At 70.9% G+C, this 25735-nt stretch carries 20 protein-coding genes and 1 pseudogene; 12 read left to right on the forward strand and 9 right to left on the reverse strand.

The genetic code is table 11. The annotated features are described in order from the left end of the window. Nucleotides 1-110: 110 nt before the first annotated feature. From ACW4TU_RS30555 to ACW4TU_RS30565, 3 genes are all read right to left on the reverse strand, one after another. Nucleotides 111-1496, reverse strand: a complete 1386-nt coding sequence (locus ACW4TU_RS30555) for an FtsX-like permease family protein (RefSeq protein ID WP_457418316.1) — start codon at nt 1494-1496, stop codon at nt 111-113. Nucleotides 1497-1998: 502 nt separating this feature from the next. Then, nucleotides 1999-2733, reverse strand: a complete 735-nt coding sequence (locus ACW4TU_RS30560) for an ABC transporter ATP-binding protein (RefSeq protein WP_457418318.1) — start codon at nt 2731-2733, stop codon at nt 1999-2001. Further along, nucleotides 2730-3263, reverse strand: coding sequence for a PadR family transcriptional regulator (locus ACW4TU_RS30565; protein ID WP_457418320.1), 534 nt, complete (start codon nt 3261-3263; stop codon nt 2730-2732). Before ACW4TU_RS30565 ends, ACW4TU_RS30560 begins: the two co-directional genes overlap by 4 nt. Nucleotides 3264-3431: 168 nt before the next feature. Here ACW4TU_RS30565 and ACW4TU_RS30570 point away from each other — a divergent pair, with 168 nt between their 5' ends. From ACW4TU_RS30570 to ACW4TU_RS30580, 3 genes are all read left to right on the forward strand, one after another. Next, nucleotides 3432-3713: a hypothetical protein gene (locus ACW4TU_RS30570; protein ID WP_457430400.1), complete on the forward strand. Its 282-nt coding sequence runs from the start codon at nt 3432-3434 to the stop codon at nt 3711-3713. Next, a complete protein-coding gene (gene malQ, locus ACW4TU_RS30575) occupies nt 3714-5843 on the forward strand; it encodes a 4-alpha-glucanotransferase (protein WP_457418322.1) in 2130 nt (709 codons plus the stop codon). A gap of 109 nt (nt 5844-5952) precedes the next feature. Continuing rightward, a complete protein-coding gene (locus ACW4TU_RS30580; RefSeq protein WP_457418324.1) occupies nt 5953-6216 on the forward strand; it encodes a hypothetical protein in 264 nt (87 codons plus the stop codon). 79 nt (nt 6217-6295) lie between these two features. Here the strand turns inward: ACW4TU_RS30580 and ACW4TU_RS30585 are convergent, their stop codons facing one another. Next, nucleotides 6296-6436: a hypothetical protein gene (locus tag ACW4TU_RS30585; RefSeq protein ID WP_457418326.1), complete on the reverse strand. Its 141-nt coding sequence runs from the start codon at nt 6434-6436 to the stop codon at nt 6296-6298. Nucleotides 6437-6562: 126 nt separating this feature from the next. Further along, nucleotides 6563-9145: an aminopeptidase N gene (pepN, locus tag ACW4TU_RS30590; protein ID WP_457418328.1), complete on the reverse strand. Its 2583-nt coding sequence runs from the start codon at nt 9143-9145 to the stop codon at nt 6563-6565. Nucleotides 9146-9386: 241 nt separating this feature from the next. Here pepN (ACW4TU_RS30590) and ACW4TU_RS30595 point away from each other — a divergent pair, with 241 nt between their 5' ends. Further along, entirely contained in the window at nt 9387-9617 is a 231-nt protein-coding gene (locus ACW4TU_RS30595; protein ID WP_457418330.1) for a ribbon-helix-helix domain-containing protein, read from the forward strand. Next, nucleotides 9604-9951, forward strand: a complete 348-nt coding sequence (locus ACW4TU_RS30600) for a type II toxin-antitoxin system PemK/MazF family toxin (protein WP_457418332.1) — start codon at nt 9604-9606, stop codon at nt 9949-9951. The genes ACW4TU_RS30595 and ACW4TU_RS30600 overlap by 14 nt, the downstream gene beginning before the upstream one ends. Nucleotides 9952-10042: 91 nt before the next feature. Here the strand turns inward: ACW4TU_RS30600 and ACW4TU_RS30605 are convergent, their stop codons facing one another. Beyond that, nucleotides 10043-11062, reverse strand: coding sequence for an aspartate-semialdehyde dehydrogenase (locus tag ACW4TU_RS30605; protein ID WP_457418334.1), 1020 nt, complete (start codon nt 11060-11062; stop codon nt 10043-10045). A gap of 345 nt (nt 11063-11407) precedes the next feature. On the opposite strand from ACW4TU_RS30605, the gene ACW4TU_RS30610 reads away from it, so the two are divergent. Beyond that, nucleotides 11408-11944 carry a sigma-70 family RNA polymerase sigma factor gene (locus tag ACW4TU_RS30610; protein ID WP_457418336.1) on the forward strand — a complete coding sequence of 179 codons (537 nt, stop codon included), beginning with the start codon at nt 11408-11410 and terminating at the stop codon, nt 11942-11944. 1 nt (nt 11945) lies between these two features. After that, the gene (locus ACW4TU_RS30615) at nt 11946-12725 is read left to right on the forward strand and encodes a hypothetical protein (protein WP_457418338.1); all 780 of its coding nucleotides are present in this window, start codon (nt 11946-11948) and stop codon (nt 12723-12725) included. 97 nt (nt 12726-12822) lie between these two features. Here ACW4TU_RS30615 and ACW4TU_RS30620 read toward each other — a convergent pair whose 3' ends face one another. Next, nucleotides 12823-16134, reverse strand: a complete 3312-nt coding sequence (locus tag ACW4TU_RS30620) for a S8 family serine peptidase (protein WP_457418340.1) — start codon at nt 16132-16134, stop codon at nt 12823-12825. A gap of 288 nt (nt 16135-16422) precedes the next feature. On the opposite strand from ACW4TU_RS30620, the gene ACW4TU_RS30625 reads away from it, so the two are divergent. The 3 genes and pseudogenes from ACW4TU_RS30625 to ACW4TU_RS30635 all read left to right on the forward strand — a co-directional run. Beyond that, nucleotides 16423-16881, forward strand: a complete 459-nt coding sequence (locus tag ACW4TU_RS30625; protein ID WP_457418342.1) for an NUDIX hydrolase — start codon at nt 16423-16425, stop codon at nt 16879-16881. Between the two features lie 244 nt (nt 16882-17125). Next, nucleotides 17126-18895, forward strand: coding sequence for a TIGR03767 family metallophosphoesterase (locus ACW4TU_RS30630; RefSeq protein WP_457418344.1), 1770 nt, complete (start codon nt 17126-17128; stop codon nt 18893-18895). 40 nt (nt 18896-18935) lie between these two features. Further along, a pseudogene (locus ACW4TU_RS30635) lies at nt 18936-19637 on the forward strand (serine hydrolase domain-containing protein); the annotation flags it as partial. 105 nt (nt 19638-19742) lie between these two features. Here the strand turns inward: ACW4TU_RS30635 and ACW4TU_RS30640 are convergent. Both ACW4TU_RS30640 and pepN (ACW4TU_RS30645) read right to left on the reverse strand, forming a co-directional pair. Further along, nucleotides 19743-20813 (reverse strand): hypothetical protein, encoded by a 1071-nt coding sequence (locus ACW4TU_RS30640; RefSeq protein WP_457418346.1) that lies wholly within the window; start codon nt 20811-20813, stop codon nt 19743-19745. A gap of 568 nt (nt 20814-21381) precedes the next feature. Further along, nucleotides 21382-23973: an aminopeptidase N gene (gene pepN / locus ACW4TU_RS30645; RefSeq protein WP_457418348.1), complete on the reverse strand. Its 2592-nt coding sequence runs from the start codon at nt 23971-23973 to the stop codon at nt 21382-21384. A gap of 139 nt (nt 23974-24112) precedes the next feature. On the opposite strand from pepN (ACW4TU_RS30645), the gene ACW4TU_RS30650 reads away from it, so the two are divergent. Together ACW4TU_RS30650 and ACW4TU_RS30655 are read left to right on the forward strand one after the other, a co-directional pair. Then, a complete protein-coding gene (locus ACW4TU_RS30650; RefSeq protein ID WP_457418350.1) occupies nt 24113-24772 on the forward strand; it encodes a mycothiol-dependent nitroreductase Rv2466c family protein in 660 nt (219 codons plus the stop codon). 146 nt (nt 24773-24918) lie between these two features. Continuing rightward, entirely contained in the window at nt 24919-25548 is a 630-nt protein-coding gene (locus ACW4TU_RS30655; RefSeq protein WP_457418352.1) for a histidine phosphatase family protein, read from the forward strand. Nucleotides 25549-25735: the final 187 nt, after the last annotated feature.

Raw genomic sequence — 25735 nt, forward strand, 5'->3', positions numbered from 1 at the left:
CTGAATATGGATTACGCGAACACCTGTACGGATTATTTGTACGGTACGGATGCGATCCGGCCCCCGGGAACCCCCGTTCCCCGGGGGCCGGATCACGCATGCCCGGCCCCTCACACGTACCTGAGCTCCGCCGGACGCACCGAACGGCGCAGCAACGGCAGTGATGTGGCCGCGGCGAGCAGACAGCACACGTACACCGCCGGCGGGACGAACAGGGCCGTGTACGGCACCGAGCGGCTGCCGTCGTGGGCGATCCCCGCGAACAGGCCGCCGATCAGCAGGCCCCCGGCACCCGCCAGCAGCATCGCCGGTGCCAGCGGCAGGGCCGTCTCCAGGAGCAGCGCCCGGCCGAGCACCGCGCGCGGCACTCCGGCGGCGGCCTGCGCGGCCAGGCCCCGACGCCGGGACGCCACCGACTCGGCGGTGCCCACGCCGAGCCCGCAGAGCGTGATCACCAGGGCGACCAGGACGGCGGCGCCGGCCAGGTCGACGCCGGTCGTGTAGAAGGTCATGGGCGAGGCCAGCTTGCTCTCGCCGCGGTCGCGGAGCGAGGTGAGCAGCACCTCCCGGACGCCGACGAACCCGGTGCCCACGACGGTCACCAGCAGCACCGCCGCATGGGTGCGGGCGGCGGCCCAGGGGTCGTCGCGCAGCCGTTCCGCCGCGATCAGGGTCGCCGGATCGGCGGTACGGGCCGCCAGGATCCGCCCAAGGAACCGTGCGGTGGCGCCGGTCAGCCACAAGGCGCCCACACCACTCCCGATCAGCACGGCGAACACCAGCACCGGGGCGGTCTGGTACCCGCCGAACGTGTCCGGTGCCAGCAGCGGCCCCAGGAACAGCAGACCCAGGGCCGCCATCGGGACCGGCATCCCCGGACCACGCCCCGCACGCGGAGGCACCCGCCGTACCCGGCCCAGCGGCGAGGCGACCACGCGGCGCAGCGCCAGTACGCCCACCAGCGCACCCAGCACCGGCACGGCCGCCGCGACCAACGCGATCCCGAACCAGACGAGGGTCGGCGGCTGCCGCCACTCGCCCAGCAGGAACAGCACGCAGAACCCGGTGGCGAGCGCCGCGCCGAGCAGACAGGCGAGCCCCGTCTCCAACGCCGCGATCCGCCGCACCTGCGCCGCGTCGGCCCCCGCCAGCCGCAGCGCGGCCAGCCGCCGGTCCCGGTGCACGGCCCCGACCCGCGCACACTGCCCGAGGAACCCGAGCACGGGCACGAGCAGCAGCACGAGGGTGAGGACCACGCCGGAGCGTTCCCCCTGGTGGTTCAGCAGCCCGGAGCCGAACGACACGGAGTACTGCCCGCGCACCGAGGCGATGGCCACGGCGGCCACCGCGAACCCGGTGGCGAGCGCCGCCCCGACCGCTGTGAGCGCGACCCGCCACCACTCCCGCCGGTCGGAACCCCGGGTGAGCAGCCAGGCGAGCCGCACATCGGCCCACAGGGAGCCCTTGCGGGAAACCCTGCTGGATGTCGACATCATGAGCCCACCTCCTGGGAAACCGCGGCCATGCCGCCCGGCTGTACCCACCGACCGGCGTGTGCCGAGTGGACCGGGTGCGCGTGCCGACGACCGATGCGCGAAGCGCGTGAGCGGCCTGGCCGGGGGGCCGGCCGTGAGCCGGTTCCGGTGGGTCCGGCGTCGAAAATGCCGTCCGGTGGGGGTTCTCGGTCCGTGATCGTGGCCGGCCGGCTTACGGAGTGTGCGAGTTGCCGGGTCGGGTGCGAGTCGGTTCCGGTGGGTCCGGCGCTGAGAAAGCCGTCCGGTGTGGGCTTTCGGTCCGCGTATGTGGCCCGCCGGCGTGCGGAGCACGTGAGCTGCGGGGCCGGCCGTGAGCCGGTCCCCGCGGATCCGGCGCCGGGAAGGCGGCCCGGTGTGGGCTCGTGGCCGGTGTTCGTGGCCGGTCGGCGTGTGGGGCGGGTGAGCCGGCGGGTCGGATGCGAGCCGGGCCCCGACGGTCCGCCGTCGGGGATGCCGCTCGGCATCATGAGGTCACCCCGGTCGGGGTCACGGACCCGTCGGCGGACACGGTGCCGTCGCTCAGCCTGAGCTCGCGGTCCGCGTACGCCGCCACCTGGGCGTCGTGCGTGATCAGCAGGACCGCCGTGCCGGACTCGCGGGCCGTGTGCGTCAGCGCCGCCATCACCTGCTCGCCCGCGAGGGAGTCCAGCGCGCCGGTCGGCTCGTCCGCGAAGACCACCTTCGGGCCGGTGACCAGGGCGCGGGCCAGCGAGACGCGCTGCGCCTGGCCGCCGCTCAGCTCGCCCGGCCGCAGCGTCTGCTGCCCCAGGACCCCGAACCGCTCCAGCCACTCGCCCGCCCGTTCGTGTGCCGCTCCCCGAGCGGTACCGGCGAGCAGTAGCGGCAGCGCCACGTTGTCGAGGACGGTCAGCTCCGGAATCAGCTGCCCGAACTGGAAGACGACCCCGAACTCGGTGCGCCGCAGCTCGCTCAGCCGCCGCTCGGGCAGGGTGTCGAGCCGCTCCCCGGCGTACTCGACGGTGCCCGCGTCCGGCCGGACGATCCCCGCCAGACAGTGCAGCAGCGTCGACTTCCCGCTGCCGCTGGCCCCCGTGACAGCCAGGATCTCGCCGGCCCGCAGCGCGACCGAGGCGCCGCGCAGTGCGGGCGCCCTGCCGTGCGTCTTGGACAGACGGCGGGCCGCGAGCAGCGGTGGTGCGGTGGCCCCGCCGGACGTTTCCCCGTTGGTGGTGGTCATGCCGTGTCGACCTCCGCGGTCAGTGTGGTGAGCCGGGCCACCGTGGTGGTCATCCAACGGAGGTCGGCGTCAAGGTGGTTGAGGGCGTAGTCCGCCGAGAGCACGGTCGAGAGGTCCGAGCCAGGCGCGGTCTTGACCGCCGTCAGCTCCCGCATCCGCGCCATGTGCGCGGCGCGCTGGTCCAGCAGATACGCGGCCGGGTCCCCGCCGGCCAGGATCGCGACGACGACCTTGGCGAAGATCTCGTTGACGACGTGCGGCGCGGGTGCGCTGATCTGCCGTACCCACTCGGCGAGTGCACGCTCCCCGTCGCCGGTCGTCCGGTACTTCGTCCGCTCCGGACCGCCGTCCGCGTCGGTGCCGTCGACCTCCGCGAGCCCGTCGCGCACCAGACGCTGCAGGGTCGTGTAGACCTGCCCGTAGGCCAGCGGCCGGGCCTGCGGGAAGCGTTCGTCGTGCCGTCGCTTGAGGTCATAGCCGTGGCTGGGCCCCCCTGCGAGCAGCCCCAACAGGATGTGGCGGGTGCTCATGCCGATCATTATGCACTCGCTACATGTACTGAGTGAATAGTTTCCCGGATGAGAGGGTGAGGGTGGCGGGAATGCGGCGGGCTTCTCCCGAAGGGCGACGGAAGAACGGCGGAATGTGACCGGCGGTACCGTGGTTCGTCCGTTCACCTACGTCTGCGGTCGCGCCCACTGGGTAAGCCTGCGAAAGAAACCCGCCAACCGCCGTCAGCCGCCGTACGCGACAAGGAGGCCTCCGTGGTCGTACCGGCCCATATCTTCAGCGCCGAGAGTGCCGCCGCCGAGCGGCCGCTCACCAGCGAGCCGCCGTTGCCCGCCGCCGAGCCCCTCACCAGTGAGCCTCCGCTCGCCGACGCCGAGGCCATGACGAGCGAGCACGCCGACGCCGAGGCGGACCCCACAGGGCTGTACGAGGGCCTGGTCCCGGCCCTGTCGGACCCTGCGAGGCTGTAGATGTCCGTCCACGGGCCGGCCGAACCTGCCGGGAGCCATGAGAGCGGGGAAGGCAGGGCCGAGGAGCGGCTCGCGCTCGCCCGTCTCGCCGAGCTGTACGGCGTCGCCCCCTCCTTCAGCCCCTCCCCGGACCACGCGGTCGCCGCCTCCGACTCCGCGCTCGTCGCCGTACTGGCCGCGCTCGGCGTCGACGCCACGACCCCGGAGGCCGTCCGGGGCGCCCTCACCGCCCGGGAACGGGAACTGGCGGCGCGGCTGCTGCCGCCCACGGTGGTGTGCGGCGCCGACGGTACGGCGGACGCGCTGGCCGCGCTGCCCGGGGGCACGCGTCTGCGGATCCGCACCGAACAGGGCGAGACCTGCGACTCCGTCGACCAACTCCCGGCTGGGGTACATGAGTTGGACGCCGTCGCGCCCGACGGCCGCACCGCCCGCGCCCACCTCGTCGTCGCCCCGGCCCGGCTGCCCACGCCCACCGGACGCTCGTACGGCCTCCTCGTCCAGCTCTACTCCCTCCTCTCCCGGCGTTCCTGGGGCATGGGCGACCTGGGTGACCTCGGTGAGCTGAGCGCCTGGGCCGGGCGGGCCCTCGGTGCCGGGTTCGTGCAGGTCAACCCGTTGCACGCGGCCGTACCCGGGGCGCCGACCGACCCGTCCCCGTACCGGCCGTCCTCCCGCCGCTTCCCCGATCCCGTGCATCTGCGGATCGAGGACATCCCCGAGTTCGCGTACGTCGAGGAGGCCGAACACCGTGAGCGGTTGCGCGGTCTGCTGGAGCGGGCCGGGCGGCTGCGGGAGTCCGTGCTGGCCAAGGACGAGCTGATCGACCGGGACGCCGTGTGGGAACTCAAGCGCGAGGCGCTGGAGTTGGTGTGCGCCGTACCGCTCGGCCCCGGACGGCAGGCCGCGTACTCCGACTTCCTCGCGCGGGCCGGCGAGGCGCTGGAGGACCACGCCACCTGGTGCGCGCTGGCCGAGGTGCACGGCTCGGAGTGGTCGCGCTGGCCGGCCGGCCTCCAGGACCCCCGGTCGGCCGAAACCGCCCGTGCCCGGGGCGAGTTGATGGACCGCGTCGACTTCCACTGTCGCCTCGCCTGGCTCACCGACACCCAGCTCGCCGACGCCCAGCGAGCGGCACGCGACGCGGGCATGCCGGTCGGGATCGTGCACGACCTCGCCGTCGGAGTGCACCCCGGGGGCGCCGACGCCTGGGTGCAGCAGGAGTACTTCGCGGCCGGCATGTCGGTCGGCGCGCCCCCGGACGCCTTCAACGCACGCGGCCAGGACTGGGGCCTGCCGCCCTGGAGGCCGGACCGCCTGGCCGAGTCCGGCTACGCCCCGTACCGCCAGCTGCTGCGGTCCCTCTTCGGCTACGCGGGCGCCCTGCGCATCGACCACGTCATGGGCCTGTTCCGGCTCTGGTGGGTGCCCCAGGGGCTGGCGCCGACGGAGGGGGCGTACGTCCGGTATGACGCCGAGGCCATGCTCGCAGTCCTCGCGCTGGAGGCCTCGCGGGCCGGCGCGGTCGTGATCGGCGAGGACCTGGGGACCGTGGAACCGGGGGTGCGGGAGACGCTGCACGAACGCGGGGTGCTCGGCACGTCCGTCCTGTGGTTCGAACGGGACTGGAGCGGCGACGGTCGCCCCCTGCCCCCCGAGCACTGGCGCGCCGACTGCCTCGCCACCGTCACCACCCACGACCTGCCGCCGACGGCCTCCCGCCTCACCGGCGACCATGTCGAACTCCGCGACCGGCTGGGCCTGTTGACCAACCCCCTGGCGCAGGAGCGGGCCGAGGCCGCCGCCGACACGAACGAGTGGCTGACCCTGCTCGCCCGCCTCGGCCTGCTGAAGGGAGGCGGCGGCGGTCTCTCGGGGGAGGCGGAGGAGGCCGAGATCCAGGCCGTCCACCGCTATCTGCTCCGCACCCCGGCCCGCATGATCGGCGTCTGGCTCCCGGACGGTGTCGGCGACCGCCGCCCGCAGAACCTGCCAGGTACGTGGAACCAGTACCCGAACTGGCGGCTGCCCATCGCCGACGCGGAGGGCAGGCCGGTGACGCTGGAGGAACTGGCGGGATCGTCGCGGCTGTGGGCGCTGATGGAGGTGCTGCGGGAGGTGACTCCCTGAGCGTCCCCTCCTCGACGACGGGCGCTCCGGGGCCTTCGCGGGACGCCCGTACTTCCTCGTACGGCACCCCGGGCGCGCGGCCCCGCCGGGCGTTCGCTACTTTTGCACCGTGGACAAGACGAACGCCCTGCGCGCCGGCGCCCTGGTCGCCGGTACGACGCTGATGATGCTGCTCATGACGTCTCCCGCGCTCGCGCTCAGCCGCGACGACGGTGACGACCCCGGCCATGGCCTGAGCGTCATCGAGACGCTGGGCCTCTACGTTGTCGCCCCGATCGGCCTGTTCGCGGTCATCGCGGGCCTGGTGATGGTCCTGGACAAGTCCTCGGACCGTGCCCCGAGGGCCATCAAGCCCACCAAGGCGAAGGTCTGACCCGACCGCTCGTTCCGAGGGCGCCGTTCTCGCCCCACCCCGTCAGGCATGGTGCGGGAACGGCGCCCTCGGCGTGTTCTCAGCCGTCCGTCGCCGCCAGCAGCTCCCGCAGCAGGTCGGCCAGTTGGCCCGCCCTCTCGGGGTCGAGGGCGGCCAGGCACTCCGTCTGCGCGACGCCGGCCTCCTCGTCAGCCGGCGTTACGGCCCGGTCGTCCTGCACACCCTGACGTCCACGGGCGACGCCCTGCCGCGGGCCAGTGGGCAGAGGAACTCCCGAACGGTCGTCGGGGGCGCCCCGGCGTTCCGCCGCAGGGCGCCCCCGACTCCGTACAACCGCTTGCCGCCCCTATTCGGCAGCCGCGTCCGCCGCCTGTGCCCTGAGCGCACGCTCGATACCGGAACGGGACTCCGAGACGAGCCGCCGCAGGGCGGCGTTCGGCTCGGCGGCGGTCAGCCAGGCGTCCGTCTTCGCCAGGGTCTCCTGGGACACCTGGACGGCCGGGTAGAGGCCGATGGCGATCTGCTGGGCGATCTCGTGCGAGCGCGAGTCCCAGACGTCCTTGACCGCCGCGAAGTACTTGTCGGTGTACGGCTCCAGCAGCTCGCGCTGGTCGGTCTGGACGAAGCCCCCGATCACCGCCTCCTGGACGGCGTTCGGCAGCTTGTCGGACTCGATGACCGACGCCCAGGCCTCGGCCTTGGCCTCCGGGGTCGGCCGGGCGGCCAGGGCGGTGGCGGCGTGACGTTCGCCCGCGGCCGTCTTGTCGCGCTCGTACTCGCCCGCGATCTCGTCCTCGTCGAAGCGCCCGACGGCCGCCAGCCGCTGGACGAACGACCAGCGCAGCTCGGTGTCGACGGCCAGCCCCTCGATCGTCTGCGTGCCGTCCAGCAGTGCGCCCAGCAGGTCCAGCTGCTCCGGCGTACGGGCCGTGGCCGCGAAGGCGCGGGCCCAGGCCAGCTGGTGGTCGGAGCCCGCCTCGGACGTCCGGAGGTGGGCCAGCGTGGCGTCCGTCCAGCGGGTCAGCAGGGCCTCGCGGGCGGCCGGGTCGGCGTACAGCTCGATCGCCAGCTTCACCTGCCGCTGGAGCGACTGCACGACGCCGATGTCCGACTCCTTGCCGATGCCCGACAGGACGAGGGAGAGGTAGTCGCGGGTGGCCAGTTCGGCGTCGCGGGTCATGTCCCAGGCGGAGGCCCAGCACAGCGCGCGCGGGAGGGAGGCCTCGAAGTCGCCCAGGTGTTCGGTGACGAAGGCGAGGGACTCGTCGTCGAGGCGGACCTTGGAGTACGACAGGTCGTCGTCGTTGAGCAGGACCACGGCCGGACGAGGCCTGCCGACCAGCTGCGGTACGGCCGTCAGCTCGCCGTCGATGTCCAGCTCGATGCGCCCGGTCTCGTCGTCGCGGAGCAGCTTGCCGCTCTCGTCGTCGAGGTCGTACAGACCGACGGCGATCCGGTGCGGCCGCAGCGTCGGCTCGCCCTTCGCGCCGGCGGGCAGCGCCGGGGCCTCCTGGCGGATGGCGAAGGAGGTGATGACACCGTTAGCGTCCGTCTCGATCTCGGGACGCAGGATGTTGATCCCGGCCGTCTCCAGCCAGGACTTCGACCACGCCTTCAGATCCCGCCCGGAGGTCTCCTCCAGGGCGCCCAGCAGGTCACTGAGCCGCGTGTTGCCGTACGCGTGCTGCTTGAAGTAGGCCTGTACGCCCGCGAAGAACGCGTCCATGCCGACGTACGCGACGAGCTGCTTCAGTACGGAGGCGCCCTTGGCGTACGTGATGCCGTCGAAGTTGACGAGGACGTCGTCGAGGTCGCGGATCTCGGCCATGATCGGGTGCGTGGACGGCAGCTGGTCCTGGCGGTACGCCCACGTCTTCATGGAGTTGGCGAAACTGGTCCAGGAGTGCGGCCAGCGCGAGCCGGGGGCGTACGCCTGGCACGCGATGGAGGTGTAGGTGGCGAACGACTCGTTCAGCCACAGGTCGTTCCACCACTCCATGGTGACGAGGTCGCCGAACCACATGTGCGCCAGCTCGTGCAGGATCGTCTCGGCGCGCGTCTCGTACGCGGCGTCGGTGACCTTGGACCGGAACACGTACTGGTCGCGGATCGTGACCGCGCCCGCGTTCTCCATGGCACCGGCGTTGAACTCGGGAACGAACAGCTGGTCGTACTTCTTGAAGGGGTACGCGTAGTCGAACTTCTCCTGGAACCACGCGAAGCCCTGCCGGGTCACCGCGAAGATGGCGTCGGAGTCGAGGAACTCGGCGAGCGAGGGCCGGCAGTAGATGCCGAGCGGAACGGTCTGCCCGTCCGCCTCGTACACACTGTGGACCGAGTGGTAGGGGCCGACGATGAGCGCGGTGATGTACGTGGAGATCCGGGGCGTCGGCTCGAAGCGCCAGACGTCGTCCTTGGGCTCGGGCGTCGGCGAGTTGGAGATGACGGTCCAGCCGGACGGCGCCGTCACCGTGAACCGGAAGGTCGCCTTGAGGTCCGGCTGCTCGAACGAGGCGAACACGCGCCGGGCGTCCGGCACCTCGAACTGGGTGTAGAGATAGGCCTGCTGGTCGACGGGGTCGACGAAGCGGTGCAGGCCCTCACCGGTGTTGGTGTAGGCGCAGTCGGCGACGACGCGCAGTACGTTGCGGCCCGCCAGCAGTCCCGGCAGCGCGATCCGGGAGTCCTTGAACACCTCGTCGGGGTCGAGCGCGTCCCCGTTGAGGGTGACCTCGCGCACGGCCGGGGCCACCAGGTCGATGAAGGACTCCGCGCCGGTCTCGGCGGAGTCGAAGCGCACCGTGGTCACGGACCTGTAGGTGCCGCCCTCCTGTGCGCCGGAGAGATCGAGCTCGATCTCGTACGAGTCAACGGTGAGCAGCTTCGCCCGCGCTTGCGCCTCTTCGCGGGTCAGGTTTGTGCCAGGCACGCGGTCATCTCCTCGTTATGTGTCGGTTGCGTCATCCTTCCATGGGATCCGCGGCCGACGCGATGTCCGGAACCCGCCGGTGGGCGGGGCGGACCGGCGGCCTGCTGATCCCAGAGAGGGCGCGTTCTGCTGACGTTTCGGGGGGCCGGCTGGTTCCGCTTCCCGGGGCGAGGCGGGGATGAAGAGGTGCACGGTACTACTATTAGTAGCTTCCCTATTCCTACTCTGTTATCTTTGAGGTATGAAGATCAGTGTGAGTTTGCCGGAGGATGATGTCACCTTCGTCGATGAGTACGCAGTCAAGAAGGCGGCGGAATCCAGGTCCGCCGTGATACACGCCGCCATTCAGATGCTGCGCGAGTCGGCGCTCGAAGAGGAGTACCTCGCTGCGTGGGATGAGTGGTACGCGAGCGAAGACGCGGAACTGTGGGACCGAACGGTGGGGGATGGCATCTCAGATGAACCGCGGTGAAATCTATCTGGTGGACCTCGACCCCGCGGTGGGTAGTGAGGCGAACAAGACGCGCCCGGCGATTCTCGTGACCAACAATGCCGCCAACCGCATGGCGGACCGTGCGGGGCGAGGCGTCCTGGCGGTGGTGCCGGTGACATCGAACATCACGCATGTGCGGCCGTTCCAGGTGCTGCTGCAGGCGGCCGAATGTGGCCTGAGGGTTGACTCCAAGGCGCAGTGCGAACAGATCCGGGCCCTCGACTTCTCCAGGATTGGGCACCGTATCGGAACGGTGCCACCGCATGCGCTCAAGGAGATCGATCGGGCGCTTCGGCAGCAGCTGGCACTCTGAGCCCGTACACGAGAGGGGTGCCCGCCGGTCACCGGTGGGCACCCCTTGAGTCGTACTGGAGGTAGCTTCACTGTTCCTACCTGTCAGGCGGTCACTTACCGCCCAACTCCACCGCAACCAGCTCCGCGATCTGCACCGCGTTCAGCGCGGCGCCCTTGCGGAGGTTGTCGTTGGAGACGAAGAAGGCGAGCCCGTTCTCCGACGTCTCGTCGGCGCGGATCCGGCCCACGAACGACGCGTCCTGGCCGGCCGCCTCAAGGGGGGTCGGGATGTCCGACAGGACGACACCGGGCGCCCCCGCCAGCAGCTCCGTCGCCCGCTCCACCGACAGCGGGCGCGCGAACCGCGCGTTCACCTGGAGCGAGTGTCCCGAGAACACCGGCACGCGGACACACGTACCGGACACCTTCAGCTCCGGGATCTCGAGGATCTTGCGGGACTCGTTGCGGAGCTTCTGCTCCTCGTCCGTCTCGAACGAACCGTCGTCCACCAGGTTGCCCGCCAGCGGCACCACGTTGAACGCGATCGGCCGCTGGTAGACCTGCGGCTCGGGGAAGTCGACCGCCGAACCGTCGTGCGTCAGCTTGTCGGCGTCGGCGACCACCTTCATGGCCTGCCCGTGCAGCTCCGCCACACCCGCCACACCCGAACCGGACACCGCCTGGTAGGTCGCGACGACCAGCGCGTCGAGGCCCGCCTCCGCGTGCAGCGGCTTCAGGACCGGCATCGCGGCCATCGTCGTGCAGTTCGGGTTGGCGATGATGCCCTTGGGGCGGTCGACGATCGCGTGCGGGTTCACCTCGGAGACGACCAGGGGTACGTCCGGGTCCCGGCGCCACGCCGACGAGTTGTCGATCACGACGGCACCCTGGGCGGCGACCTTCTCCGCCAGCGCCTTCGAGGTCGCGCCGCCCGCCGAGAACAGCACGATGTCGAGGCCGGTGTAGTCGGCCGTCGCCGCGTCCTCCACCGTCACACCGTCGAGGACCGAGCCCGCCGACCGCGCCGACGCGAACAGCCGCAGCTCAGCGACAGGGAACTCCCGCTCGACGAGGATCCTGCGCATGACCGTGCCGACCTGACCGGTGGCTCCGACGATTCCGACCCTCACGGCGACTCCTTCTGTATGGCGCTGTATCGCGTGCCCGGTTTGCGTGACCGGCGCATTTCCATCATGCGTCCCAGCCTGGGCAACCTGTCCAATCCTTTGCCCGGCATGCCCGAGGAATGGGACGGAACAGGGGCGCCGCCCGGTTGCGATCGTCCGGCCGCACCCCTCCTGAGCTGGAGAAATCTTCCTGGCGGCGATCCTCGGACGCAAGCTGTACGGGTCTGGGCCGACCGGGACGGGCGGGGCCCGGGTCTCGCTTCGGTAACGGTGTGACGTACGTCTCCGCTGCGGCCGAACGTTTTGGGCGGCCTCGGCGTCGTAGAGAAAACGCGGCGAGGGGGAGGGGTGCTTGTGCTGCGCAGAAAGGCCCGGCGCGTCCAGGAGGACGACCACGGCGACCCGCTGGACACGGCGCAGGAGCGCAGGGTCCGAGCGGTGCTCGCGCTCGGCGGAGTGCCGCAGGCGGACCTGCCGGACGGGGTACAGCAGGTCCGCCTGCGGCTGCTGGAACGCACCGCGAACGGACACGAGGCGCCGCGTGACGTGTCGGCGTGGGCGGCGGTCGTCGCCTCCAACCTCGCCATGGACTGGCACCGGGCGAAGCGGCGCCAGGAACGGCTGGGGGAGCGGCTCGCCTCCCTGCGCCAGCCGGTGGCCCACCCCTCCGGCGAGGAGACGAGCCTGCTCTCCCTCGCCGTCGCCCGAGGGCTCGACGACCTGCCCGACCCCCAGCGCCAGGTGCTGGTCCTGCGCTTCTACGCCGACCTGCCGGTACGCGGGATCGCCGAGGAGCTGGGCATCCCGGAGGGCACGGTCAAGAGCAGGCTGCACACGGCGGTACGGGCCTTGCGCGCCCGCCTGCACGAGGACGAGGTGGTGTGACATGGCCGCCGAATACGACGGCGTGGACGCGTTGATGGCCGCGCTGACCGACGATCCACTGCCCGAAGAGGCCCTCACGGACGCCGACTTCATGGCCGAGCACTGGTCGGCGGCGGCCGATGTGGCGCTGCTGCGCGAGCAGTTGGGGCTCATCGGGGGCGCGCTGGCCTCGCGGGAACAGGAACGCCCGGAGCCGGCATCGGAGGCGGAGGCGGTGCGAAGGCCGGTGCGGAAACCGGCCCGGGTCCCGGTACGGGCACGCCCGTACTGGCGTCCGCTGCGCACCCTCGCGCTCGGTGTCGCCGCCGTGACCGCCGCGGGGACCCTGTTCACGGGGGCGGGGTGGCTTCTCTCGCAGGCCGGGAACGGGTCCGAGGACTCGGCGACGTCCTCGTCGGCCGACTCGAAGAAGGACGGCTACGAGGGCGCCGGGGACGGGACCGACCAGGGTGCGCTGAGCCACGCGGGATACCTCGCCTGCGCCCGCCTGGTCGTCGAGGGCACGGTCACCGCCGTCGACCCCGGACCGGGCGCCGGCCAGGACCGGATCGCCCTGCGCGTGACCCGGTACTACAAGCCGGACACGGGACCGGCCGAGGTGACGTTCGTGATGGACCAGGAGGTCGACCCCCGGCTGACCGTGGGCGACCACACCCTGATCGGCATCCCCACGGGCGCCGGGTCCCCCGACACCTGGACCACCGACGAGAAGGAGATCGCCGCCCAACGGGCCTGGATCACGGCCGCGCTGCCGGAATCACGCACCTTCCCGTGTGAGTGAACCGGGGAGCGGACCGAGAGTGAACCGCGGGTGAGACGCGAAGGGGCGGGCGCCCGGTACCAGGTACCGGACGCCCGCCCCGTGGTCGTGCCTACCGCTACGGCGTGACCTTCTCGATCTTCACGTTGCCGATACCGGCGACCGTGCCGTGCCCGTTCACCAGGGACACCTGGCCGAAGAACTCACGGCCCGCCGGCGCGACGGCCGAGGCGACGATGTTGCCGGAGACGGTCGCCGAGGCGCCCGAGCCGAGCTTCACCGGGGTGTCGGACACCTGGATGGAGCCCAGGGCGGACGAGTAGAAGACGTCCTGGTAGTCGTACGCGGTCGTACCGGCCGGGATCGCGTAGCCGATGACCTCGACGGTGTACGTGCCGGCGGCGGGCGAGGCGATGGAGACCGCCTCCTCCGAGTCGCCGTCGGCGGAGGTGCCGACCGCGGTGCCGGCCGCGTTGTACACGACCAGGTCGAGGTCGGCGGCGGTGTCCGAGACGTTGCCGATGGCGACGTCCAGGGAGGCGGCGCCCGCGGGCACCTCGACCGTGGTCGTCTGGGTCTCACCGGTGGCGATGGTCGGACGGGCGGTCAGGGAGGAGCCGAGCGGACCGCCGACCAGCTTGCCGTCGACCGGGGCGAGGTTGTTCGTCACCTTCCAGGAAGCGGCGATCGGCGTGCCGACCTTGGCCTCGGGAACCGTCACGACGTCCGGGTCGAAGGTCGCGCCCAGGAGGGTGGCGTCCAGCTTGTACGGGTTGTCGAGCAGCGGCGACGTACGACGCGACTCGACCTCGACCTCCCAGACACCGGCCTGCGGGTTCGGGTACGAACGCACGTCGGGCGCGCAGCCGTTGGTGTTCGGGTAGTTGCTGTAGCAGTACGGCGTGCCCGTGTCCTCGACCGGGACACCGTACGGGTGGATCGAGATGAACCGGGTCTGGCTGGTGGCCGCCAGTCCGCTGATCGCGACCTCGAGGGTCTTGGCGCCCTCGGGAACGGTCAGGAAGTAGGACTGGGTGCTGTTGCGCTGCACCGAGTTCGACGCGGAGAACGTGTACTTGAGCGGCGTCGAGACCACGACCGTGGTCAGGATCTGCTTGTCGACGCCCTCGGTCTTCGGGTCGTCGACCTCGAGGATCGCGCTCTTGATGCCGGCGGTGGCCGACTTCGCGGCGACCTTGACGGTGACCGGCTTGTTCAGCTCCAGCTTGACCTCGGGCTTGCCGACGATCCTGAAGGTGTCACCGGCGTTGTTCTCGAAGTGCAGCTCGTGCCGGATCGCCTTGGCGGGACCGGACGTACGCGTCACGGTGATCTCGTACGACTTCTTGACGCCGGCCTTGAGGCCGCCCTCGCGGTCGTACAGGCCGGTGCCGAAGCCCGGGGTCTTCAGCGCGAAGTCGATCGCGGTGTCGACCGGGGCCTTGACCGTGTAGTCGTGGGCGGTGGCGCCGTCCTTGATGGCCTTCCACGCGTCCACGATGTTGATGAGGCCCGCGCCCTCCTCGTACGCCTGCACACCCTTGATGTGGTCGGCGTTCGAGGTGAGGGCGGTGCGGAGGTCGGCCGGGGAAAGGGCGATGCCCTTCGCCTTGGCGGCCGACAGGAGCAGCGCCGAGGCACCGGCGGCCTGCGGGGATGCCATCGAGGTGCCCTGGAGCATCGAGTAGCCGGCCGGGAGGGTGTAACCGGCCTGGGCGACCGGAGAGCCGGGCAGCCAGGTCTGCGTGGTGTTGATCGAGGCGCCGGGCGCGGTGATCGTCGGCGTGAAGCCGCCGTCCTCACGCGGGCCGCGCGAGGAGAACGGCAGCATCGCGTACTTCTTCGACACGACCGAGCCGTAGTTCGACGCCCAGGTCTCCTTGGAGATGGACGCGCCGACCGAGATGACCTTGTCGGCCAGACCGGGGTCACCGATCGTGTTGGCACCGGGGCCGGAGTTGCCGGCCGAGATCACGAGCTGGACGCCGTACGTGTCGATCAGACGCGTGTACAGCTCGGCGCGCGCGTTGTTGCCGTCGTTCAGCGCCGGGAGGCCGCCGATCGACATGTTGACGATGTCGACGCCACGGTTGACGACGAGGTCGATCATGCCCTCGGTCAGCGCGACGTTGGTGCAGCCCGCGGCGAAGAGGCAGGCGCGGGACGACACGAGCTTCGCGCCGGGCGCGGCACCGTTCATCTTGCCGCCGAACAGGCTGTTCGCCGAGGTGATACCGGCGACGTGGGTGCCGTGCTCGGACGAGATGATGCCGATGTTCGCGTAGTCGGCCTTCGCGCCGGCCGCGTTGTAGACGACGTCCTTGCGGACCTCGACGACGAACGGGATGCGCTCGACGACGTCGGTCGCCGGGTTGTCCGTCCCGAAGTAGCCGACCTGGTAGCCGTCCTTGTACGCCTTCATCGGGGTGTCGTCGGTGAAGTCGTGGTTGTCGTTCACGTCGACGGTGACCGTGCCGGCGGCGGCGTTGTACAGCACGCCCCAGACGTCGGTCTTGTCGCCGTCGCGGTTGACGTCGCCGGCCTCGTCGCCACCGGCGGTGACGGCCTCGGAGAAGTAGCTGAACTTGTAGTCGCCGACGGGCGCCGTGAAGTTCTCGGTGCCCTGGCTGGCCGTGGTGATGGCGAAGGCCGGACCGGCGACCGCCCTCGTCTGCCGCAGCCAGCTGCCGTCGCCGTCGGAGACCGGGTCGGTGGACGTCACCCAGTCGACGATCTTGCGCTCGCCGGTGGTGGTCTTCTGCAGCGCGGGGTGCGCCAGGTCGATACCGGAGTCGAGGATGCCGATGGTGATGCCGCGGCCGTCAGCCTTCGGGTTCTTCTTCACGAAGTCGACGGCGCCCGTCTCGAAGGACGGGTTGTACGGGTTCTCGGCGGGCGTGTTCTTGTCGGGCGCCGCGTAGGTCTTGGTGGCACTCGCCCGGGAGGCGGCGGAGGCGGTGTCGGCACTCGGGGTCGGGTCGTCCAGCGGGATGTCCTGGCGGAGGTCGATCCCGTGCACCGTGGAGAGCTTGGCCGCGGCGGCGATGGCCGCGTCCGCCTTCGCGGTGGGAACGGTCGCCCGGACGTAGCCGACCTTGTCGAAGGTCCGGCCGACGAGGCCGCCCTGGACCGCGTCCAGCTGCGCGGCGACCTGCTCGGTCTGGCCCGGCGCGGTGGCGATCATCAGCGTGACGGTCTTGTCGCCGTCGGCCTTCGCGGCGGAGAGGAGCTCGGCGTCGTCGGAACCGAGCTTGTCGTGTGCCGACTTGACGGAGCCGTCGGCCGGGGCCGCCTCCGTCGCCGTGTCCGCGGAGAAGGCCATGGGTATGGGCCCCGCCGCGGAGAGCGCGGCCACCAGTCCGGCGGCAGCGGCTATGCGCGCCACACGTCTCGCACCCGAGATCGGTGCGCGCTGAGGGGTGAGGGTCATCGGCATCCCTTGTAGGTAAAGGAGCGTGCTGTGGGCGGCCAGGTTGATCGACCTTGGTCAAGAGCGTCCGGAATCCGACGCTGGACCGTCACATAGCTTTACCCAAGGGTCCGATTTTTGGGGATGGTTGACCGAAAAGATATGAACGTGTGGGGAAAACCCGCGATGCGCTTTGGTCGGATGGAGTCGGAATCGCGGTGTTTCGCGCTCACCGTCCTATGTCGCACCCGGTGTCGTTCGGGGATAATCCGCCTGAACACTGCCGCCCCGGCGCGCTAACGTCCCCATATGCGCAAGACGCTGAGGGTCGCCGCGTACGCCGTTGTCGTCCGCAACGGACAGATTCTGCTGGCCCGTAGCCCCGCCGACGGGGGCGGCCATGAGTGGGTGCTGCCGGGCGGCGGCATGGAGCACGGCGAGGACCCGTACGACACGGTCCGCCGCGAGCTCATGGAGGAGACGGGCTACCGCATCGACGTGACGGGCCTGCTGGGCATCGACTCCGTCCGCCACACCTTCCCCCATCGCCGGCGGCGCCCGGTGGACCACCAGGGCCTACGGCTGGTCTACGAGGGCCTGATCACCGGCGGCGAACTGCGCCCGGAGACGAACGGCTCCACGGACCTGGCCGCCTGGCACGACCTGGGCGCGGTGGCGGGCCTGCGGAAGGTGCGGATGGTGGACGTCGGCCTGGAACTGTGGCTGGAGCGGCCGGCTACGGGGAGGGCGGCGAAGGCCGGGACGTGACACCGCGAGACCGGTGTTGTACCCCGGTAGATGAACGCGGAGTGACCGACTCCGGGCCGTTCGCCGTGCGGTCGTGAACGGGCCGGGGGGCCCAAGATCCACGTACGGAGATCGGCGTCGCGCGTTGCTGCCTCGTTCACGTGCAGGTCATCCCTGGTGCCAAGCATTTAGAGTGAGCGGGACGTTCGCGACTGCGATCGCCCGTGACCACTTCCGACGCGTTCGCACTCGGGGAGACCGCGCCATGTCGCGCACACGCTCTGTCGTCAGCTCCACGCACGAGGTCAATCGACGTACGGTACTCGCCGCGGCCGGGGCGGTGGCCGTCTCGGCGGGCGTCGGCTACGGGCTGCGGCCCAGTGACAGCCAGGCCGCCACAGTGGCCGAAGCCGCAGCCGCCGAGGGCCCGGTGGCCGTGCCCCGCCAGGCGGTGCCGGCCGCGCTCGCCCCGTCCACCCGGGGCACCACGCTCAACACCGTCTCCGCGCCTCTCGGCACGGGCGGCTACCGACGCCTCGGCGAGGGCCCCGCATGGGGACGGGTGGTGCGTACGGATCTGGCGTCGCCGAACTCGGCCCGGGCCGCCCGCCGGACCACGATGGCGGCCTTCGTCCAGTTCACGGACCTGCACCTGACCGACGTACAGCACCCGCTGCGCCTGGAGTACATGCGCTCGGCCGACCGGCACGCCTGGCGCCCGCACGAGGCGCTGTCGGTGCAGGGCGCGACCTCGCTGGTCGAGCGGATCAACGCCCTGCGCGGAGCCCCGGTCACCGGCTCTCCACTCGACTTCGTGATGACCACCGGCGACAACACGGACAACAACGCGCACTCCGAGCTGGAGTGGTTCATGAAGGTGATGAGCGGCGGACGCATCACGCCGAACACCGGCGACCCGCGCCACTACGAGGGCGTCCAGAACAGCGGCCTCCCGCTCTACTGGCAGCCGGACTCCGTCACCCGCGACTCCGACAAGCAGGACGGCTTCCCGCACATCGAGGGCTTCCTCGCGGCGGCCATACGGGAGGTGCGCAGCCCCGGCCTGAACCTGCCCTGGTACTCGACGGTCGGCAACCACGACTCCCTCCCCCTCGGCTGCTACGCCTCCCAGAGCGACCCCTTCCTCACCGACTTCGCGGTCGGCGGCAAGAAGCTGATGGATCTGCCGACAGCGCGCAGCAAGGCGCTCCAGGACCAGATCAGAAGCTCCGACGACCCGAGGGGCATCCGCTTCCGGGAGCTGATCCAGGCCCACACGCGAGACCTGCGCTCGGTCACCCCGGACGAGAACAGGGCCCCGTTCACCCGGGCCGACTATCTGAAGGCACACCTGGACCCGGCGTACGCGGGCGCGGGCCCGGCCGGCCACGGCTACTCGTCCGCCAACCTGGACGCGGGGACCCAGTACTACACCTTCCGCATCTCGGACGACGTCGTCGGCATCAGCATCGACACCACGGACCCGGGCGGCCACTACCAGGGCTCGATCGACGCGACCCAAGTGCGCTGGCTGGACCGGACGTTGCGCGAGCACGCCAAGGCAGGCTCGTACGCCATCGTCTTCAGCCACCACACCAGCGAGTCGATGACCAACACCCACCAGGACCCGGCCCACCCGGACGAACGGCGCTACGACGGTTCGGCCGTCGTGGCCCTCCTCGCCAGCCACAGCAACGTCCTGGCCTGGGTGAACGGCCACATCCACCGCAACGTCATCACCGCGCACTCGGCCCCGGACAACCGCTCCTTCTGGGAGATCTCGACGGCTTCGCACATCGACTTCCCCCAACTGGCCCGTGTCATCGAGCTGGTGGACAACAAGGACGGCACGCTCTCGCTGTTCACGACCCTGGTGGAGTCGGCGGCCCCGCACCGGACGGACTACGCGGACCTGTCGCAGACGGGACTGGCGGCGCTGTACCGCGAGTTGTCGTTCAACGCGCCCGGGGCGCGGATGGACCTGTCGGGGGACGCGGGGGACCGGAACGTGGAGCTGGTGCTGAAGAAGGGCTGACGGCCCCGCGGGCGGCAACCGCCGAGGCAACCGCCGTTACGAGCCTTTCCAGCGCGAGATCTTCCTCCCGGAGGGCTTCTTCCAGAAACGGTCCCGCACCTGGACACCGGACGAGATCGTCAAGATCGCCATGGCTCACGAGACCGAGTTCGCCCCGGGCACCAGCTGGAGCTACTCCAACACCAACTACACGCTCGCCGGCATGGTCATAGGGAAGGTGACCGGCAACTCGTACGGCGACGAGGTCCGGCGGCGCGTCATCAAGCCCCTCGGGCTGCACGGCACGTACATGCCTGGTACGAACCCCACCGTCCCCCGGCCCAGCGGCCGCGCCTACTCGCAGCTCGCCGAGAACACGACCGGCAAGATCTACGACGTCACCGAACTCAACCCCTCGGTGGCGAACTCCGCCGGCGAGATCGTCTCCAACTCCGGTGACCTGAACCGCTTCTACTCGGCGCTCCTGCGCGGCAGGGTCCTGCCCGCCAAGAAACTCGCCGAGATGAAGACGACCGTCGCCGCCGGGGCCGGGGCCGTGGACGGACGTTACGGCCTCGGGCTCATCGAGAACGAGCTGAGCTGCGGGGTCACCGTCTGGGGCCGCAACGGCGGCATCCACGGTTCCAGCTCGGTGGCGGTCACCGCGGCCGACGGCAGGCACTCCCTCGCCTTCAACTTCAACGGCGACTGGAGCGGCGACCCGGTGAAGATCGTCGAGGCGGAGTACTGCGGGACCAGGTAGCGCCGCACGACGAAGCACGGGAACACATCACGGGGACACATGAGGAGGGGCCCCCGGTCGCCCGGCGGCCCCTCCTCTCCCCTCCTGGTACTGCCCGGTCCGTCACTACCGGGGCAGCACCACGACATACGCCGCCGGCTCGCGGTCCCCCGACGCCATCAGAGCCGTACGTACGACAGTTGCCTGCTGGTCGATCGCCTCGCGCAGCTTGCGCGGCGTGATGTGGACGACCGTGATGCCCAGCCGCTCCAGATGCTCGCGCTTACGGGCGTACTCCGACCAGAGAGCGTCGTCCTCCTGCCGGTGACCCGGGAGCGGGGTGCGCGTGTCCAGCTCCACCGCCACCGCCTGGTCGGGCCAGTAGGCGTCGAGGCCGCCGAGATGCGGGCCACCGGGCAGACGCAGATCGACGTTCCAGACCGGGTCCGGGAGGCCGTGCTCGCGCACCATCCGGTACAGCCGGTCCTCCGCGATGGCCCGGCCCTCGGCGAGCAGGGAGTCGACGGCGTCCACGACATGCGGCCTGCTCAGCAGTCGGCCCTGGTTCAACTCCCGTACGACCGAAGCCGGTTCACAGTGGCCGCCGCGCACCGCGTCGGTCAGCAGCCGGCGTACGGCGCCCGCGTCCGTGAGTCCGGCGACCGCGTCGGCGAGGGCGCGCGCGACCGGCGCGACCGGCAGCCCGTCGATCAGCTCGGGCGTGGGCAGCGACGAGGAGCGGACGATGCGCACGCAGCTCGTGGAGCGCAGTCGGCGCAGCCGGGGGACCAGGACGTCGAAGGCGTCGAGGGACAGCAGCGGCGGCGCCGACGAGAAACCGTGCAGGGCGAGCGCGGCGAGGCCGGTGATCACGGCCTCGCTGTATACCGGACGGCCGCGCTCCCGGTACGGCTCCTCGGAGTCGGGCTGGGCCGGGATCCCCGTCGCCGCCCGCTCCTTCGCCGCGTACAGCAGTACCGCGTGCAGCCGCTCCTCACTGGTGGGCGGACCCGGGTGCAGCAGGAACACACCCGGCAGGATCTGCTGCCAGGGTCCACCGGTCCGGCACTGCTCGTTCGCCTCGGCGAGCGCGACACCGTGCACCCGCAGCTGCGCGGCGGTCAGTACCCGGCGCTGTACGTGCGACAGGTGGCGGAAGGGGCGGGTGCTCGGGGAGAGCGGGGTGTTGTGGGTCATGACTCCGGCTTTCCCGTGTCCGATCCGTCCCCTAACCGCTGTTACACGCCTGTCGACAATTCAGGACAAGCTCGCCCTAAAGTGCAAGCGTTCGAGTGCCGAAAGGCGCTGGTCCATCCGGGGGTTACGGCGTGCAGTGCCAGGGTTCGGTAACGGCGGGCTTGGCGGACTCAGCTCAGCCGGTGGGATCGGTGGGATCGGTGGGGTGGCGGGGCAGCGGGGTCGGACTCGACGTCCGCCGCCCCCGCCACCTGTCGATGCCACCGGGCCACCGGGCCACCGGGCCACCGGGCCACCGGGCCACCGGGCCACCGGGCCACCGGGCCACCGGGCCACCGGGCCACCGGGCCACCGGGCCACCGGGCCACCGGGCCAGGCGGCGCGGCGCCAGGCAGGGCGCGGCGGCTTCCAGCCGCGCAGGCTCCGGCCGCTGCCCAGGTGGTGCCGGACGGCAGCTCGCCGGCAGGCATTCGATGCGCCGCCCAACAAGTCGCCACACGCCACACGGGATGCCATGGGCCCCGGAAGGTGGGGACCGGATCACCCCGTCACCCCGCGGAGCGGCCCCTTACCGCGCCGCCACCCCGTCGCACGCCTGTGCCCGCAGTGCCCGTGCCAGGTCGTCCCGTGACTCCAGGACCAGGCGGCGCAGGGCCGGTGCGGCGTCCGTGTGGTCCGCCAGCCACGCGTCCGTCGCCGCCAGGGTCTCCGGTGAGTCCTGGAGGGACGGGAACAGGCCGCGTACGACGTCCATCCCGATCTGGATCGATCGGTCGGCCCACGTCCGCTCGATCACCGCGAAGTACTTCTCCGCGTACGGCGCGAGAAGCTCCCGCTGCGAGCCCTGGACGAAGCCCGAGATGGTGGCCTCGACGAGGGCGTTGGACAGCGTGTCCGACTCGACGACCTGGGCCCACGCCTGTGCCTTGACGGCCGTCGAGGGGCGGGCGGCGAGACAGCGGACCTGGTGGCGCTTGCCGGACGCCGTGTCGTCGCGGGCGAGTTCGGCGGCGACCGTCTTCTCGTCGGCGACGCCGTGCGAGGTCAGCGGCTCCAGGAACGCCCAGCGCAGCTCCTGGTCGACGTCGAGGCCGTCGATCTTCGCGGTGCCCTCCAACAACCCCTGGAGCAGCTGGAGATCTGCCTCGCTCGACGCTACGGCCGCGAAGAAGCGGGCCCACGTCAGCTGGTGCTGGCTGCCCGGTTCGGCGAGCCGGAGTTCCGTCAACGCGCCCTCGGCGAGCAGGCGTTCGCCGGTCGCCCGCCAGTCGGGGGCCGCGTAGTGGGTGAGCGCGGAGCCGGCCCAGGCGTGCAGCATCTGGAGGACACCGATGTCCGACTCGCGCCCCGCGAACCGCAGTACGAGGTCGACGAAGTCCCGGGCCGGCATCAGCGCGTCCCGCGTCAGGTTCCACAACGCGGACCAGCACAGGGCGCGGGCGAGCGGGTCGGTGATCTCACCGAGGTGCGCCCGCAGCGTCGCCAACGAGCCCTCGTCGAACCGGATCTTGCAGTACGTCAGGTCGTCGTCGTTGACCAGGACGAGATCGGGGGCCTCGCTCCCGGCCAGCTCACCGACGACCGTGCGGGGCCCGTCGACATCGACCTCGGCACGCGCGTACCGCTCCAACACCCCGTCCACGGAACGCCGGTAGAGGCCGACGGCCACCCGGTGGGGCCGCAGCTCGGGGTGCGACTCGGCGGCCTCCTGGATCACGGCAAGCTCGGTGATCAGCCCGTCCGCGCTCAACAGCACCGCAGGGGTAAGGGAGTTGACCCCGGCGGTCTGCAGCCAGGCCCGCGACCAGGACACCATGTCGCGCCCACTGGTCTCCTCCAGCACGGACAGCAGATCACCGAGGCGCGTGTTGCCGTACGCGTGCCGCTTGAAGTACCGCCGCGCGCCTTCGAGGAACGCCTCCGGCCCCACGTAGGCGACGAGTTGCTTGAGTACGGAGGCGCCCTTGGCGTAGGTGATGCCGTCGAAGTTGAGCTTGGCGTCCTCCAGGTCGCGGATGTCGGCCGTGACGGGGTGGGTGGAGGGGAGCTGGTCGGCGCGGTAGGCCCAGGCCTTGCGGTTGTTGGCGAAGGTGACCCAGCCGCTGGTGAAACGGGTCGCCTCGACGAGCGAGAAGGAGCCCATGAAGTCGGCGAAGGACTCCTTGAGCCACAGGTCGTCCCACCACTCCATGGTGACGAGGTCGCCGAACCACATGTGGGCCATCTCGTGCAGGACGACGTTCGCCCGCCGCTCGTACGCCGCCTGCGTCACCTTCCCCCGGAAGATGAACTCCTCGCGGAACGTGACCAGCCCCGGGTTCTCCATCGCGCCGAGGTTGTACTCGGGCACGAACGCCTGGTCGTACTTCCCGAAGGGGTACGGGTAGTCGAAGTGGTCGTGGAAGAAGTCCAGCCCCTGCTTGGTGACGAGGAAGACGTCGTCGGAGTCGAAGTGGGGGGCGAGACCCTTGCGGCACATCGCGCCGAGGGGGATGTCGAGGGTCGTACCGTCGGCGAACGTACGGGAGTACGAGTCGGTGACGTAGTGGTACGGCCCCGCGAGGATGGCGGTGATGTAGGTGGAGATCGGCTTGGTCTCGGCGAACCGCCACACGCCGTCGACGAGTTCCCCGACGCCGTTGCTCCACGCGACCCACTCCTCCGGCGCCCGCACCTCGAACCGGAAGGGGGCCTTCAGGTCGGGCTGCTCGAAGTTGACGAAGACGCGGCGGGAGTCGGCGGGCTCGTACTGCGTGTACAGGTACACCTCGCCGTCCTCGGGGTCGACGAAGCGGTGCAGGCCCTCGCCGGTGCGGGAGTAGGCGCACTGGGCGTCGACGACCAGCTCGTTGTCCGCGGCGAGATCCTCCAGCAGGATGCGCGTGCCGTCGAAGACGGCCCCCGGATCGAGATCGCGGCCGTTGAGGGAGACGGCGGTCACACCGGGTGCGATGAGATCCGCGAAACTGGCGGCACCGGGCTCGGCGCACCGGAACCGGACGGTGGTCACGGACCGGAAGGTCCGGGCCCCGCCCGCACCACTCCCCTCACCTGTGTCACCCAGAGCGGACCGCACGTCGAGGAACACCTCGTACCCGTCGACGGACAGCAGAGCGGCCCGCTCCCGGGCCTCGTCGCGGGACAGATTCTCACCGGGCACGGAACACTCCCTCGATTTGTCATCAGTACGGCCGACCAGCATCGATCCTGCCACGCACCACTGACACCGGGCACCCGGGAATGCGACGGTGGCGAAGATACGTTCCCTGTTGACAAACACAATTTTCCCTAGGAGACCCATGTCCGAGACGACCTCGACCAAGACCCCTGTCGACTTCTGGTTCGACCCGCTCTGTCCCTGGGCCTGGATGACCTCCCGGTGGGTCCTGGAGGTGGAGAAGGTCCGTGACATCGAGGTCCACTGGCACATCATGAGCCTGGCGGTGCTCAACGAGGACAAGCTCGACGAGCTGCCCGAGGAGTACCGCGAGATGCTCGCGGTGAAGGCCTGGCTGGGCGTGCGGGTTGTGACGGCGGCCGCGCAGAAGCACGGCGCCGACGTCCTCGGCCCGCTTTACACGGCTCTCGGCACGCGCGTCCACAACAAGGGCGAGGACCTGACCCTCGAGTCGATCGCCGGCGCCCTCGCGGACGTCGGCCTGCCCGCCGACCTGATCGACTACGCCGAGCAGGAGAACTTCGAGTTCGACGCCGAGCTGCGCGCCTCCCACAAGGAGGGCATCACCAAGGTCGGCCAGGACGTCGGCACCCCGGTGATCGCGGTCCCCGGTGCCGACGGCGAGCAGATCGCCTTCTTCGGCCCGGTCGTCACCCCGGCCCCGCAGGGCGAGGAGGCCGCCAAGCTGTGGGACGGCACCCTCCTGGTCGCCTCGGTCCCCGGTTTCTACGAGATCAAGCGCTCGCGGACGGCCGGCCCGGACTTCAGCAACCTTCTCTGAACAGATGAACAGATGAACAGATGAACCGCTGAATTGATGGGGGCGCGCTCGCCCGCGCAGTCGTGAGCGTGCCTCCGTCGATCCGCCCGGGACGCTCCTCGTACGCCTTGCGGCAGGAGAGGCGCACAGCGGAATACTTCGGACCCATGACCTCGACGACGACGACGACGCTGCTGCTCGCCCGCCACGGCCAGACCGTCTGGCACGCCGAAAGCCGTTACGCGGGAGTGAGCGACGTACCGCTCACCGACGTCGGCCGCGCCCAGGCACAGGCCCTCGGACGCTGGGCCGCCGCCCATCCCGTCGACGCGGTCTGGACGTCCACGCTCTCCCGCGCCATCGCCACCGCGGACCCCGCTTGCCGCGCCCTCGGCCTCACCGCGCACCGCGAACAGGGCCTGCGCGAATGCGACTTCGGGGTGCTGGAGGGCCGTACGCTCGCCGAGTTCGCGGCCGAGGACCCGGAGCGGGCGGCGGCGTTCCGGGCGGACCCGGTGGCCCATCCGTTCCCGGAGGCCGAGGATCCCCGGGCGGCGGCGGCCCGGGGCGTGGACGCGCTGCGCCGTATCGCCGCCGCGCACAACGGCGGGCGGGTCCTGGTCGTCGCCCACAACAGCCTGCTCCGGCTGGTCCTGTGCTCCTTGCTGTCCATCCCGCTCGGCGAGTACCGCCGCGTCTTCCCCCGGCTGCGCAACGCGGCGATCACCGAGACGCGCATGACCGACGGGACGATCGCGCTGCTCTCCCTCAACGTGCCCTGTGAGCAAGGGGAGTGAGCCCCTCGAAGGCTCCCCGGGCGTGATGTGGGGCGGCCCCCGCGAGTCATGTCCTCGCGGGGGCCGCCCGTCATTCCGCCTGCTGTCGTGTTCGGTGAGAAGACGATCACGAGGCAGGACACTTCACAGCTGCCGGCTCGGGTTCGGCAAAGTCGCCGCAGCCGCTCAGGGTGCCAACAGCAGTACG

Source organism: Streptomyces kryoterrae (assembly GCF_054072135.1).

Excerpts from the sequence above, each read along its gene's own strand:
- malQ (WP_457418322.1), top strand. The coding sequence starts at position 3,714 with ATGTCCGTCCACGGGCCGGCCGAACCTGCCGGGAGCCATGAGAGCGGG.
- ACW4TU_RS30620 (WP_457418340.1), bottom strand. The coding sequence starts at position 16,134 with ATGACCCTCACCCCTCAGCGCGCACCGATCTCGGGTGCGAGACGTGTG.
- ACW4TU_RS30630 (WP_457418344.1), top strand. The coding sequence starts at position 17,126 with ATGTCGCGCACACGCTCTGTCGTCAGCTCCACGCACGAGGTCAATCGA.
- ACW4TU_RS30625 (WP_457418342.1), top strand. The coding sequence starts at position 16,423 with ATGCGCAAGACGCTGAGGGTCGCCGCGTACGCCGTTGTCGTCCGCAAC.
- ACW4TU_RS30565 (WP_457418320.1), bottom strand. The coding sequence starts at position 3,263 with ATGAGCACCCGCCACATCCTGTTGGGGCTGCTCGCAGGGGGGCCCAGC.
- ACW4TU_RS30600 (WP_457418332.1), top strand. The coding sequence starts at position 9,604 with ATGAACCGCGGTGAAATCTATCTGGTGGACCTCGACCCCGCGGTGGGT.
- ACW4TU_RS30595 (WP_457418330.1), top strand. The coding sequence starts at position 9,387 with ATGAAGATCAGTGTGAGTTTGCCGGAGGATGATGTCACCTTCGTCGAT.
- ACW4TU_RS30560 (WP_457418318.1), bottom strand. The coding sequence starts at position 2,733 with ATGACCACCACCAACGGGGAAACGTCCGGCGGGGCCACCGCACCACCG.
- ACW4TU_RS30655 (WP_457418352.1), top strand. The coding sequence starts at position 24,919 with ATGACCTCGACGACGACGACGACGCTGCTGCTCGCCCGCCACGGCCAG.
- ACW4TU_RS30555 (WP_457418316.1), bottom strand. The coding sequence starts at position 1,496 with ATGATGTCGACATCCAGCAGGGTTTCCCGCAAGGGCTCCCTGTGGGCC.
- ACW4TU_RS30640 (WP_457418346.1), bottom strand. The coding sequence starts at position 20,813 with ATGACCCACAACACCCCGCTCTCCCCGAGCACCCGCCCCTTCCGCCAC.
- ACW4TU_RS30650 (WP_457418350.1), top strand. The coding sequence starts at position 24,113 with ATGTCCGAGACGACCTCGACCAAGACCCCTGTCGACTTCTGGTTCGAC.
- ACW4TU_RS30615 (WP_457418338.1), top strand. The coding sequence starts at position 11,946 with ATGGCCGCCGAATACGACGGCGTGGACGCGTTGATGGCCGCGCTGACC.